11 protein-coding genes are annotated in these 12,350 nt (G+C 68.3%); 1 reads left to right on the forward strand and 10 read right to left on the reverse strand.

Annotated elements, in window-relative coordinates; all coding sequences use genetic code 11:
• Positions 1–185: 185 nt before the first annotated feature.
• The 5 genes from IBL25_RS20220 to IBL25_RS20240 form a co-directional block, all read right to left on the reverse strand.
• Positions 186–2,066: a potassium transporter Kup gene (locus IBL25_RS20220; RefSeq protein ID WP_187780313.1), complete on the reverse strand. Its 1,881-nt coding sequence runs from the start codon at positions 2,064–2,066 to the stop codon at positions 186–188.
• A 143-nt stretch (positions 2,067–2,209) separates the two neighbouring features.
• Complete coding sequence (locus IBL25_RS20225; RefSeq protein ID WP_275296042.1) at positions 2,210–2,998, reverse strand: amino acid ABC transporter ATP-binding protein; 789 nt, start codon at positions 2,996–2,998, stop codon at positions 2,210–2,212.
• Between the two features lie 40 nt (positions 2,999–3,038).
• A complete protein-coding gene (locus IBL25_RS20230) occupies positions 3,039–4,196 on the reverse strand; it encodes an amino acid ABC transporter permease (protein WP_187780314.1) in 1,158 nt (385 codons plus the stop codon).
• 3 nt (positions 4,197–4,199) lie between these two features.
• Positions 4,200–5,402: an amino acid ABC transporter permease gene (locus IBL25_RS20235; RefSeq protein WP_187780315.1), complete on the reverse strand. Its 1,203-nt coding sequence runs from the start codon at positions 5,400–5,402 to the stop codon at positions 4,200–4,202.
• 94 nt (positions 5,403–5,496) lie between these two features.
• Positions 5,497–6,546, reverse strand: a complete 1,050-nt coding sequence (locus IBL25_RS20240) for an amino acid ABC transporter substrate-binding protein (RefSeq protein ID WP_187780316.1) — start codon at positions 6,544–6,546, stop codon at positions 5,497–5,499.
• 278 nt (positions 6,547–6,824) lie between these two features.
• Here IBL25_RS20240 and lhpI point away from each other — a divergent pair, with 278 nt between their 5' ends.
• On the forward strand, positions 6,825–7,757 hold the full coding sequence (gene lhpI / locus IBL25_RS20245; RefSeq protein ID WP_187780317.1) for a bifunctional Delta(1)-pyrroline-2-carboxylate/Delta(1)-piperideine-2-carboxylate reductase: 933 nt from the start codon (positions 6,825–6,827) through the stop codon (positions 7,755–7,757).
• Positions 7,758–8,081: 324 nt separating this feature from the next.
• Here the strand turns inward: lhpI and rpsO are convergent, their stop codons facing one another.
• From rpsO to infB, 5 genes are all read right to left on the reverse strand, one after another.
• Complete coding sequence (rpsO, locus tag IBL25_RS20250) at positions 8,082–8,354, reverse strand: 30S ribosomal protein S15 (protein WP_187780318.1); 273 nt, start codon at positions 8,352–8,354, stop codon at positions 8,082–8,084.
• Positions 8,355–8,359: 5 nt separating this feature from the next.
• Entirely contained in the window at positions 8,360–9,361 is a 1,002-nt protein-coding gene (truB, locus tag IBL25_RS20255; RefSeq protein WP_187780319.1) for a tRNA pseudouridine(55) synthase TruB, read from the reverse strand.
• A gap of 29 nt (positions 9,362–9,390) precedes the next feature.
• A complete protein-coding gene (locus IBL25_RS20260; RefSeq protein ID WP_187780320.1) occupies positions 9,391–9,789 on the reverse strand; it encodes an acyl-CoA thioesterase in 399 nt (132 codons plus the stop codon).
• Positions 9,786–10,214 carry a 30S ribosome-binding factor RbfA gene (gene rbfA / locus IBL25_RS20265; RefSeq protein ID WP_187780321.1) on the reverse strand — a complete coding sequence of 143 codons (429 nt, stop codon included), beginning with the start codon at positions 10,212–10,214 and terminating at the stop codon, positions 9,786–9,788. The genes IBL25_RS20260 and rbfA overlap by 4 nt, the downstream gene beginning before the upstream one ends.
• Positions 10,215–10,303: 89 nt before the next feature.
• On the reverse strand, positions 10,304–12,350 hold a 2,047-nt coding region (gene infB / locus IBL25_RS20270), incomplete at its 5' end, for a translation initiation factor IF-2 (protein WP_238940553.1).

Consider the following 12,350-nt stretch of genomic DNA (forward strand, 5'->3'; position numbering starts at 1 on the left):
TAGGTGGCCACGGCATCGCATGGCAGGCCGAGGGCCTGGAAGTCCGGCGTCAGATCCCCCTCGCGCGAAATGGAGAGGGCCAGCGACACATCCGGCCGCGCCATCAGCCCGCGCGCCAGGCAGAGCGCGAATTGCGCGCCGCCGCCACGCCGGCCCCAGTACCAGAGCAGGACGCGCAAGGTGGCTCAGATCGCCACGCGCACGCCGAGCTCCACCACGCGGTCGCTCGGGATGCGGAAGAATTCGGTGGCCGGCAGGGCATTGCGGCTCATCACCGAGAAGAGCGCCTGCTGCCAGCGGGAGAGCTTGGGCACGGCGGCGGCCACCAGGGTCTCGCGCCCCAGGAAGTAGCTGGCCTGCATCGGATCGAAATCGACGCCGGGGAGCGATTCCAGCTCCCGCGGGATATTCGGGCTCTCCTGGAAGCCATAGTGCAGGATGACGCGGTGGATGCCGGGGGCCATCTCCGTCACCTCCCGCCGCTCCGGTGCCTGGGGCACGTCGTCGTTGATCACGGTGACAAAGAGCACGCGCTCATGCAGCACCTTGTTGTGCTTCAGGTTGTGCAGCAGCGCATTGGGCAGGTAGTCGGCCTGCCCGGTCATGAAGACGGCGATGCCCGGCACGCGCAGGGTGCGCGACTGCGGCAGGCGGGCCAGGTAGGACTTCAGCGGCAGGCTGTCCTGGCGGAAGCGGTCGAAGAGCAGGTCGCGGCCCCGGCGCCAGGTCAGCATCATGGTGAAGAGCACGGCGCCGAGCACCAGCGGCACCCAGCCGCCATCCGGCACCTTCAGCACATTGGAGATGAAGAAGCCAAGGTCCAGCAGGAAGAGCGGCACCATCACCGCCGCCACCGCCGGCACCGACCAGCTGAAGCGGCGGCGCAGCACCAGCCCGGCCAGCATGGAGGTGCACAGGAAGGTGCCGGTCACCGCGATGCCATAGGCGGCGGCGAGGCTGTCGGAATTGTGGAAGGAGAGCACCAGGATCACCACGCCGATCAGCAGGGCGTAGTTGATCTGCGGCATGTAGATCTGCCCTTCCTCGGTTTCCGAGGTGTGCCGCACGATCAGGCGCGGCAGGAAGCCCATCTGCACGCATTGCCGGGCAATGGAGAAGGCGCCCGAGATCATGGCCTGGCTGGCGATGATGGTGGCCAGCGTCGCCAGCACCACCAGCGGCAGACGCAGCCATTCCGGCGCCAGCAGGTAGAAGGGATTCTCCAGCGCCAGGGGGTCGGAAAGCAGCAGCGCGCCCTGGCCCAGATAGTTCAGGGTCAGCGAAGGCAGCACGAACCACAGCCAGCCGAAGCGGATGGGGCGGGCGCCGAAATGGCCCATATCGGCGTAAAGCGCCTCCGCCCCCGTCACCGCCAGCACCACCGAGCCCAGCGCCACGAAGGCGGCCAGCTTGTAGCGGGCGCAGAAGGTCAGCGCATGGTGCGGGCTGAGCGCCACCAGCACCTCCGGCTCCTTGATCAGCTCGATCAGGCCCAGGATGCCGAGGCTGGCGAACCACACCGCCGTGATGGGCCCGAAGATCCGCCCCAGCCCATGGGTGCCGCGGTACTGCACCAGGAAAAGCCCGACAAGGATAGCCAGGGAGATCGGGATCACCACGCTGTCAAAGACGGGCGAGATGGTGTGCAGGCCCTCGACAGCCGAGAGCACGGAGATGGCGGGGGTGATGATGCCATCCCCGAAGAAGAGCGCCGCGCCGATGATGCCGGCCAGCACCACCAGCCGGCGGGAGCGGTCGGAGCGCGCGACGCGCTGCGCCAGGGCCATCAGGGCCAGGATGCCGCCCTCGCCCCGGTTGTCGGCGCGCAGCACCAGCAGGACGTATTTCACCGTCACCACCAGGATGAGCGACCAGAAGATCAGGCTGAGCACGCCCAGGATCTCCCACCGCTCCAGCCCATCGGCGGAGAAATGCAGCAGGGAGGCGCGCAGCGCGTAAAGCGGGCTGGTGCCGATGTCGCCGAAGACCACGCCCAACACCCCAAGCAGGAGCGCGGGTGTCAGGGGACGGGAGTCGGATGATGGATCTGGAGCGGACACGGCCATGCTGCTTTGGTGCAGCCGGAACGCATAGGCGTTCGGGGGGTTGCCGCGCAAGATCGGTGCAATGGCCGCCCCGGCGGGGGCAGATGCGCGGCGGAGGCCGCGACTCCGGCCCGCCGCAGGTGGCGGCGGGCCGGCGGCGGGGCTCAGTGCCCGCGCAGGATCTGGCTGAGGAAGGTCTTCAGCCGGTCGGTCTTGGGGTTGTTGAAGACCTGGTCGGGGGTACCGGATTCCACCACCTCGCCCCGGTCCATGAAGACGACGCGGTCGGCCACCTGCCGGGCGAAGCCCATCTCATGCGTCACGCAGATCATGGTCATGCCGGTATCGGCCAGCATCACCATGGTATCGAGCACCTCCTTGATCATCTCCGGGTCGAGGGCCGAGGTCGGCTCGTCGAAGAGCATGATCTTGGGCTTCATGCAGAGCGCGCGGGCGATGGCCACGCGCTGCTGCTGGCCGCCCGAGAGCTGGCCGGGGAACTTGCGCGCCTGTTCCGGGATCTTGACCCGGGTCAGGTATTCCATCGCCAGTTCCTCGGCCTCCTTCTTCGGCATGCGGCGGACCCAGATGGGCGCCAGCGTGCAGTTCTCCAGCACCGTCAGGTGCGGGAAGAGGTTGAAGGACTGGAAGACCATGCCGACCTCGCGCCGGATGGCATCGAGGTTCCGCAGGTCGGCGGTCAGTTCCATGCCATCGACGATGATGCGGCCTTCCTGGTGCTGCTCCAGCCGGTTGATGCAGCGGATCATGGTGGACTTGCCGGAGCCGGAGGGGCCGCAGACCACCACCCGCTCCCCTTCCGCCACCGAGAGCGACACGTCGCGCAGCACATGCATCGCGCCGTACCACTTGTTCACCTTGTCCATCAGGATCGCCGGCGGCGCGTCCGTCCGCGCGGCGGAGGCGACGGAATGGTTGAGAGTGGTGCTCATCGGGACGTTCCGTTTCGAAAGGTTTGGGGGACGCGGCGCATCAGCGCACCCGGTGGCGGTTCAATTCCGCCTCCAGCCCCTGGCTGTAGCGGGACATGGCGAAGCAGAAGATGAAGTAGATGATGCCGACGAAGACATAGACCTCGACGCCGAAGCCCTGCCAGGCCGGCTCCACCACCGCCGTCTTGCCTGCGGTCAGAAGGTCGAAGATGCCGATGATCAGGACCAGGGAAGTATCCTTGAACAGGCCGATGAAGGTGTTCACCAGCGGCGGGATCACCAGCCGCAGGGCCTGCGGCAGGATAATGAAGCCGGTCTTCTGCCAATAGGACAGGCCCAGGGCATCCGCCGCCTCATACTGCCCGCGCGAGAGGGCCTGCAGGCCGCCGCGGATCACCTCCGCCAGATAGGCGGCGGCGAAGAGGATGATGGCGACCTGGGCGCGCAGCAGCTTGTCGATGTTCATGCCTTCCGGGAGGAAGAGCGGGAACATGACGCTGGCCATGAAGAGCAGGCTGATCAGCGGCACGCCGCGGATCAGCTCCACATAAACAATGCAGAGCATCTTGATGGCGGGCATGCGGGAGCGCCGGCCCAGCGCCACCAGCACCGCCAGCGGAAAGGCGAAGGCGATGCCGAAGGTGGAGAGGATGAGCGTGATGGCCAGCCCGCCCCAGCGCTCCTGCGGCACATAGGGCAGGCCCAGGACGCCGCCCCACATCAGCACGCCGATGACCACCAGCGTGGCCACCCAGACCAGCGCCAGTTCCTTGCGCCAGAAGCGGCGCATGGCGGAGACGACATAAAGGCCGATGAAGAGCAGGATGCAGAGCAGCGGCCGCCAGTGCTGCTCATAGGGATAGGTGCCGAAGAGGATGAAGCGGTGCTTCTCCGTGATCACGGCCCAGCAGGCGCCACGGCCCTCCAGCGCGCGGCAGGCCTGGGTCTGGGCGACACCCTGGTCGTTTACCGGCACGGCCCAGATGGCATTGATGAAGGCCCAGTCCACCAGCCCCATGGCCCAGCGGGCCAGCAGATAGGCCAGCACCAGCGTGACGGCCGTGGACCACCAGGAGGAGAAGAGGCTGGCCCGGGCCCAGGCAACGGGCCCGACCACGCTCATGGGCGGGCGCCGCGCCTCGGCCGGCCCGAGGGCGGCCGGGCGCGGGGCCGTGGATTCGGCGAGGGTCTCGGCCATGACCTAGCGCTCCACCAGCGCGATGCGCGCGTTGTACCAGTTCATGAAGAGGCTGATCGACAGGCTGATGCACAGGTAGACCGCCATGATGATGGCGATGCCCTCGATGGCCTGGCCGGTCTGGTTCAGCGTCGTGTTGGCGATCGAGACGATGTCCTGATAGCCGATGGCCACCGCCAGCGAGGAATTCTTGGTCAGGTTCAGGTACTGGCTGGTCATCGGCGGCACGATCACGCGCAATGCCTGCGGCAGCACGATCAGCCGCATCACGCGGCTGCGGGACAGGCCCAGGGCCTCCGAGGCCTCCCACTGCCCGGTCGGCACGGCCTGGATGCCGGCGCGCACGATCTCGGCGATGAAGGCGGCGGTATAGGTCACGAGGCCGGCCAGCAGCGCGAAATATTCCGGGCTGACGCTGAAGCCGCCCTGGAAGTTGAAGCCGCGCAGCGCCGGAATATCGCCCTGCCAGGGGGCGCCGAGGCCGGCCCAGATCACCAGCGGCAGCACCACCACCAGCCCCACCGTCACCGGCCAGACCTTGCGCGGCCGGCCATCCTGCATCCGCTTGGCGCGGGCGCTGCGGGCATAAAGAATGGCGCCGACCAGGCCGAGCACGAAGCCCAGCAGGGCGAAGCTATGGGCGTCCTGCCACTGGATCCAGGGCAGCCGGAGGCCGCGGTTGGACAGGAAGACGCCGGTTACCGGGTTCAGCGACTGCCGGGGCGCCGGCAGAGTCTGCATGATGGTGTACCAGAAGAGCAGCTGCAGCAGCAGCGGCACGTCGCGCACCGCCTCGATATAGGCGGCGGCGATGCGGGAGAGCAGCCAGTTCTTGGAAAGCCTCGCGATGCCGATGACCGTGCCCAGGATGGTCGCCAGGACGATGCCGATGACGGCGACCTTCAGCGTGTTCAGCACGCCCACCAGCAGGGCACGGGCATAGGTGCTGCTGGGGGTGTATTCGATGAGATGCTCGCCGATCGGCAGGCCGGCCTCCCGGCTGAGGAAGCCGAAGCCGGTGGCGATGCGGCGGACCTCCAGGTTGTGCTGCGTGTTGCGCACCAGCCACCAGACGATACCCACCACGATACCGACGATCAGCACCTGCCAGATGATGGCGCGGAACCGTTCATCGGCCCAGGAGAGGCGCATCCCGCGTTTCGGCGGCGGTCGCAACAGCCGGGGATCGACGGCGGTATCGGACATGCAGGAAGCCTCTGATCTTGTTGTCGAACCCGGCCCGGGCGGGGGCCGGGTCATCCAGGGTGGCGGCCGTCAGGCCGGCCGCCACCCAGTCCGCTCACCGGAAGGGCGGCGAGTACTGCAGACCGCCCTGGGTCCACTGCGCATTGGGGCCGCGCTGGATGCCGATCGGCTCCAGGTTGCGGGTGAAGACCTCGCCGTAATTGCCGATCTTCTTGATGACGTTCACCGCCCAGGCATTGTCCAGGCCCAGCATCTTGCCGAGGTCGCCGTTCTTGCCCAGCAGGCGCTGCGCTTCCGGGCGGGTGTCCTCGGCGGTGGCCTTGTCGACATTGGCGCTGGTGATGCCCAGTTCCTCAGCCGAGAGCAGGGCGTTATGCGTCCAGCGCACGATATCGGTGAAGCGCGGGTCGCCCTGGCGCACGAAGGGGCCGAGCGGCTCCTTGCTGATCACCTCCGGCAGGATCTTGTGCTCGGCCGGGTTCGGCTGGGCCGAACGGGTGGCGGCCAGGCCCGAGACGTCGGTGGTGTAAGCGTCGCAGCGGCCGGCGGCATAGGCGGCGACCAGCTCCTCCAGCCGCTCGATCACGACCGGGGTGAAGTTGATCTTGTTGGCGCGGGCCCAGTCGGTCAGGTTCTGCTCAGTGGTGGTGCCGGGCTGCACGCAGATGGTGGCGCCGTCCAGCTCCTTGGCGGAATTCACGCCAGTGCTGGTCTTCACCATGAAGCCCTGGCCGTCATAGAAGTTGATGGCCGGAAAATCGAAGCCAAGCGAGGTGTCGCGCGACAGCGTCACCGTGGTGTTGCGCGCCGCCAGATCGACCTCACCGGACTGCAGCGCCGTGAAGCGGTTCTGCGCCGTGGTCGGGACATAGCGGACCTTGTTGGGATCATTGAAGATCGCCACCGCGACGGCGCGGCAGTAGTCGACGTCGAACCCCTTCCAGACGCCCTGGCTGTCGGGCTGCGCGAAGCCGGCGAGGCCGGTGTTCACGCCGCAGACCAGGGTGCCGCGGGACTTCACCGCGTCCAGCGTGGCGCCACTGGGTGCCGCGGCGGGCTGCTGCGCCAGGGCCGGAAAAGTCGCCGCCGTCACCAGGGCCGCAGTGCCCAGAGCGCGGAGGGTAGCAAGCCGTAAGGGCTTCATATGCGAATCTCTCCCAATCCATCCTCTTCCATCGCGCGGCGTGCCGACGGAGCGCCCGGGCAGCCTCACGAGACCTTGCTCCTGGCGGTGATCACGCTGAGGCGCTGATCCTTTTAAGCCGTACCGCTGCCATGAGATTGACGCAATGGTGCCATGCCGTCTCATTTAATGAGAAGTGAAACTTGCCTGAAGGCTAGCAAGGAACACGCCAGAAGGTTGCCTAGGCTCGCCCCGCACCGCAACAATACGCCCCTGCAAGAACGGAGGCGGCACCAGGCATGCGGACACTGGACGGAGTGGAGACAACGGCCAGGCTGCCCTGGCCCGCGCTGCGGGAAGCATTGCGGCAGGTCTTCCGGGAAGGTTGCGACGCGCCGCTACGCCACCGGCACCCATTGCCGCAAAACAATGCAGCCGAAGGCTCGCTGCTGCTGATGCCGGCATGGCAGGCCCATCGCTTCACCGGCGTGAAGATCGTCCATGTCAATCCGTCCAACGCCCTGCAGCCCGGCCTGAAGGCCGTCCATTCCGTCTACCTGCTCTCGCACGGGGAAACGGGGGAACCGCTCTGCCTGCTGGATGGCGGCACCCTGACCGACCGCCGCACCGCCGCTGCCAGCGTCCTGGCCGCCGAATACCTGGCGCGGCCCGAGAGCAGCCGCCTGCTGCTGCTGGGCAGCGGCAAGGTGGCGCATGCCCTGGCCGAAGCCTATGCCGAGCGCTTCCCGCTGCGCGAGATCCGTATATGGTCCCGCCGCCCCGACAGCGCCGCCCGGCTCGCCGCCACTCTGGCCGCCGCCGGCCTACCTGCCCATGCGGTGCCGGAGGCCGACCCGGCGGGCGCCGATATCATCGCGGCCGCCACCCTCTCCACCATCCCGCTCCTCGACGGCGCGGCGGTGCAGCCCGGCACCCATGTGGACCTGGTCGGCGCCTTCCGGCCGGATATGCGCGAAAGCGACGGCACCCTGGTGCGCCGTGCCCGCCTCTTCGTGGATACCCGCACCGGTGCCCTGGCCGAGGCCGGGGATGTGGTCCAGGCCATCGCGGAAGGCGCGATCGACGCGGGGCATATCCAGGGCGACCTCTTCGACCTGTGCCGCGGCCAACACCCGGGGCGCGGCAGCGCGGAAGACATCACGCTGTTCAAGTCGGTGGGCTGGGCAGGCGAGGATCTGGCGGCGGCGGTGCTGGCCTATCAGCGCGTCTGAAGGGGCTCCGCCCCTCCAGGCCACCCCGCTGGGGTGACAGTGTCACCCCAGACCACGCCATCTGTTTTCGAGCTTGTGGCGCGGTGGTTCCGCCGTAGGTCATGGACCTCCGGCGACTACGGCTTCAGCCTGCGTGGCCCTTTTTTTCCAGCGCCAGCGGCCAGCGCGCCGCCACGGCCTTCAAGGCCCCGGAAAAACTCGAAGCGGGGTCCGGGGTGGACTTTCCACCCCGGCGGGGTTCCAGGGGCAGCGCCCCTGGCCTTCAACAAAAAAACGCCGGTTCCCTTCCAGGAACCGGCGTTCTTCAGTGCAGGAGCGCGTCGCTCAGCGGCGCAGGCCGAGGCGGCCGATCAGGCTCTCGTAGCGGGCCTGGCTCTTCTTCTTGGTGTAGTCCAGCAGGCCACGGCGCTGGCCGACCAGCACCAGCAGGCCACGGCGGCTGTGGAAGTCCTTCGGGTGCGCCTTCAGGTGCTCCGTCAGCGAGGAGATGCGCTCGGAGAGCAGGGCGACCTGGACCTCGGGGCTACCCGTGTCGCCTTCCTTGGTGGCGTACTGCTTGATGATTTCCGCGCGGCGCTCGGCAGTGATCGTCGACATCGGCTTCAGCCTTTCAATTCGGTGTCGGCATCCGTGCCCGCGGGCATCGGCGCGACGAGTGTCGTCTCACCCGGGCCCAGCCAGCGTTCCGGCCTCAGGAGACCGGATTCAAGCCTGGCAAGACCCTTCAGGCGCCCCCCCGCCATCGCGCGCACCAAGCCCCCTTCGGGGTTGGCGTCGTCCGGGATCCGCCCCATCAGGTCGACCAGGGACATGGTCTGACCAAAGGAAAGGCGGGCAGCCTCTGCCTCCGTAAGGGCCAGTGCCGGGATGTCGGCCAGCGCGGTCGTTACGGGCAGCAGGAGGTCCGGGGAAGGAGGCGGGGTATCCCCCGATCCGACCAGCTTGTCCAGCGGAATCGCCGCTTCTTCTAGGAAAGGCCCCACCCGCATGCGGCGCAGGGTGGCGATATGCCCCACCGTGCCCACCGCGCGGGCGATGTCGCGCGCGAGGGAGCGCATATAGACGCCCTTGCCCGACTGCACGGTGAAGATGGCGGTATCCACGTCCGGCCGCGATTCCAGCTCGAACTTGTCCACCCGCGCGGGGCGGGGGGCGAGTTCCACCACCTGGCCCTCGCGCGCCATGTCATAGGCGCGCTCGCCATTCACCTTGATGGCGGAATAGATCGGCGGGATCTGCATGATGTCGCCGATGAAGGCGGGCAGCGCCGCGCGGATCTGCTCGTCACTCGGGCGGGCGTCGGAAGTGGCGATGGTCTTGCCATCCGCGTCGTCCGTGTCGCGCTCATCGCCGAATTTGAGCGTGAAGCGGTAGGTCTTGGTGCCGTCCATCACATAAGGGACGGTCTTGGTGGCGGCGCCGAAGGCGATGGGCAGCACGCCGGTCGCCAGCGGGTCCAGCGTGCCGCCATGGCCCACCTTCTGGGCATTGAAGGCGCGCTTCAGCTTGTTGACCACATCGGTGGAGCCCATGCCGGTGGGCTTGTCGACGATCAGCCAACCATCGAGCGGGATTCCGCGCGGCTTGCGGTTCGGGCGAGGCATTCTTGCGAGTGTCCAGTCCAGTCTTGAACTCAGGCGGCGGGCACCGGGCGCGGGCGGCCGGTCTGGTCGAGTGCCACGAAGGTAAACACGGCGTCGGTCACACGGTTCATGTGCTCGCCCTCACGCTCCCGCCGCCAGGCTTCCACCCTGACCTTCAGGGAGGTGCGGCCGGTGGAGACGATCTCGGCATAGCAGGAGACCTCGTCGCCCACGCGCACGGGGGAGAGGAAGCTCATCGCCTCCACCGCCACGGTGGCGCAGCGGCCGCGGGCGCGGCGGGTGGCGGCGGAAGCGGCCGCCAGGTCCATCAGCCCCATCAGCCAGCCGCCGAACACATCCCCCGCGGGGTTGGTGTTGTTCGGCATGGCGGTGATGCGGATGACCGGAGCGCCCTGCGGCGGTTCCTCCGGCTGCGGGCGGCTGCTCATGCCTCCTCGTCGCCCTTGGTCTCGGGGGCGCGGGTGGCGGGATGCAGGTCCTGCTGCACCTCCGGCCGGCGCATGACGGTGTCGATCTTGGCGGCATATTCCAGCGCCTCATCGGGCTGGAAATGGAGCTGGGGCGCGTATTTCAGCCGCACCGCATGCGCCACCTGCTTGCGCAGCCAGGGCTGGATGCGGCGCAGGCCCTCCAGCTCCTCCGCGCTCGGCTTGCGGCCAAGGGCGCTGACGAAGCAGGTCATGTGCTTGAGGTCGGGGGAGGCGCGCACCTCGGTGACGGTGATGCGCGTGTCGTAGAGCGCCTCGTCATGGATCTCGCCGCGGGTGAAGACGGCGGAAAGCGCGTGCCGCACCTCTTCCGCGACGCGGAGCATGCGCTGGCTGGGGCCGCTGCCGGCCGGTTGCTTGGCCATGGTGATGGGGTCTTCCGGAAAGAGCCGCAGCCCGGCGGGAGTGACCCGCCGGGCTGCGTTTCGGTTGGCCTGAAGCTTCTAACCTAGCTTCAGACGGCGGCGACCGTCTCGGTCTCGTAGCACTCGATCTGGTCGCCGATGCGGATGTCGTCGTAGTGGGCGAAGCTCATGCCGCATTCGTAGCCGTTCGTGACTTCCTTCACGTCGTCCTTGAAGCGGCGCAGCGTCGCCAGCTCGCCCTGGTGGATCACCACGCCGTCGCGCAGCAGGCGGACGCCGCAGCCGCGCTTGACCACGCCATCGGTGACGCGGCAGCCGGCGATCTTGCCCAGGCGCTTGACCTCGAAGACCTCGAGGATCTGCGCATAGCCCAGGAACTTCTCGCGCTGGATGGGCGCGAGCTTGCCGCGCACCATCGCCTCGATATCGTCCGCCACCTGGTAGATGATGGAGTAGTAGCGGATATCGACACCGTCGCGGTTCGCCATCTCGCGCGCCTGGGTGGTGGCCCGGACGTTGAAGGCGACGACCACGGCGTTGGAAGCCTTGGCGAGCTGGATGTCGCTCTCGGTGATCTGGCCCACGGCGGAGTGCAGCACCCGCACCTTGACCTCGTCACGCGACAGCTTGTTCAGCGTCACGCCCAGCGCCTCGGCGGAGCCCTGCACGTCGGCCTTGACGACGACGGCAACCTCCTTCTGCTGGCCGGCGGCAACGCGCGCCATCATGTCGGCCAGCGTGCCACGGGCGGCACCGGCGGCGGCGGCCTGCTTCTCGCGGGCCACGCGCTGACGGTACTCGGAGATCTCGCGGGCACGGCCCTCGTTCTCCACAGCCACGAAGGTCTCGCCGGCGGTCGGCACGCCGGACAGGCCCAGGATCTCGACCGGCAGGCTGGGGCCCGCCTCCTTCACCTGGCGGCCCTTGTCGTCCAGCATGGCGCGCACGCGGCCCCACTCGGTGCCGGCGACAACCATGTCACCCTGGCGCAGCGTGCCCTTCTGGACCAGCACGGTGGCCACGGGGCCACGGCCCTTGTCCAGCTTGGACTCGATCACGGCACCCTCGGCGGCGCGGTCCGGGTTGGCGCGCAGGTCCAGCACCTCGGCCTGCAGCAGGATGGCTTCCTGCAGCTTGTCGAGATTGGTGCCCTTCAGCGCCGAGACCTGGATCTCCTGCGTGTCGCCACCCAGGGATTCCACCACCACCTCGTACTGCAGCAGTTCCTGCCGCACGCGGTCGGGGTTCACGCCCTGCTTGTCGATCTTGTTGATCGCCACGATCATCGGCACGCCGGCCGCCTTGGCGTGGTTGATGGCCTCGACGGTCTGCGGCATCACGCCGTCATCCGCCGCCACCACCAGCACGACCATGTCGGTCACGCTCGCGCCGCGGGCACGCATGGCCGTGAAGGCCTCATGGCCCGGCGTGTCCAGGAAGGTGATGCGCTGGCCGCCGGCGATCGTCACCTGATAGGCGCCGATATGCTGCGTGATGCCACCGGCCTCGCGCGCCGCCACGTCGGTCTTGCGCAGCGCGTCCAGCAGGCTGGTCTTGCCGTGGTCGACATGGCCCATGATGGTCACGACCGGCGGGCGCGGCTGCAGATCGGCCTCGACGTCCACGACGCCTTCCAGGCCCTGCTCCACGTCCGATTCCGCCACGCGCCTCACGCGGTGGCCGAATTCGTTGACCACCAGCTCCGCCGTGTCGGCATCGATGGTCTGGGTCAGCGTCGCCATCACGCCCATGCGGAACAGCGCCTTCACCACCTCGCCGCCACGGGCGGCCATGCGGTTGGCGAGTTCCTGCACCGTGATGGCTTCCGGCACCACCACGTCGCGCACCACCTTCACGCCATCCGAACGCAGGCGCTGCAGCTCCTGCTGCCGGCGCTCGCGCTCACGGGCGCGGCGGACGGAAGCCATGGAGCGGCTGCGCTCGTCCTCGCCCTCGATGGCGGCGGCGACGTCGATGCGGCCGTCACGGCGGCGGTCGGTGACCGGGGTCTTCTTGACCGGCACCGGCATCGGCTTCTTGGCGGCCAGCGGGCCACCCATCGGCCGGCGCGCGGGGGCGCGGCGCTCCTCCTCGCCACCCTCGTCACGGCCACGCAGCGTCAGGCGCGCGGCGGCA

Origin of the sequence: Pseudoroseomonas ludipueritiae (assembly GCF_014490445.1) — a bacterium.
Taxonomy (GTDB): Bacteria; Pseudomonadota; Alphaproteobacteria; order Acetobacterales; family Acetobacteraceae; genus Pseudoroseomonas; species Pseudoroseomonas ludipueritiae.

What these genes read in the sequence shown, in the direction of transcription:
- IBL25_RS20220 (WP_187780313.1), bottom strand. Translation starts at nt 2,066, where the DNA reads ATGGCCGTGTCCGCTCCAGATCCATCATCCGACTCCCGTCCCCTGACA.
- IBL25_RS20225 (WP_275296042.1), bottom strand. Translation starts at nt 2,998, where the DNA reads ATGAGCACCACTCTCAACCATTCCGTCGCCTCCGCCGCGCGGACGGAC.
- IBL25_RS20230 (WP_187780314.1), bottom strand. Translation starts at nt 4,196, where the DNA reads ATGGCCGAGACCCTCGCCGAATCCACGGCCCCGCGCCCGGCCGCCCTC.
- IBL25_RS20235 (WP_187780315.1), bottom strand. Translation starts at nt 5,402, where the DNA reads ATGTCCGATACCGCCGTCGATCCCCGGCTGTTGCGACCGCCGCCGAAA.
- IBL25_RS20240 (WP_187780316.1), bottom strand. Translation starts at nt 6,546, where the DNA reads ATGAAGCCCTTACGGCTTGCTACCCTCCGCGCTCTGGGCACTGCGGCC.
- lhpI (WP_187780317.1), top strand. Translation starts at nt 6,825, where the DNA reads ATGCGGACACTGGACGGAGTGGAGACAACGGCCAGGCTGCCCTGGCCC.
- rpsO (WP_187780318.1), bottom strand. Translation starts at nt 8,354, where the DNA reads ATGTCGACGATCACTGCCGAGCGCCGCGCGGAAATCATCAAGCAGTAC.
- truB (WP_187780319.1), bottom strand. Translation starts at nt 9,361, where the DNA reads ATGCCTCGCCCGAACCGCAAGCCGCGCGGAATCCCGCTCGATGGTTGG.
- IBL25_RS20260 (WP_187780320.1), bottom strand. Translation starts at nt 9,789, where the DNA reads ATGAGCAGCCGCCCGCAGCCGGAGGAACCGCCGCAGGGCGCTCCGGTC.
- rbfA (WP_187780321.1), bottom strand. Translation starts at nt 10,214, where the DNA reads ATGGCCAAGCAACCGGCCGGCAGCGGCCCCAGCCAGCGCATGCTCCGC.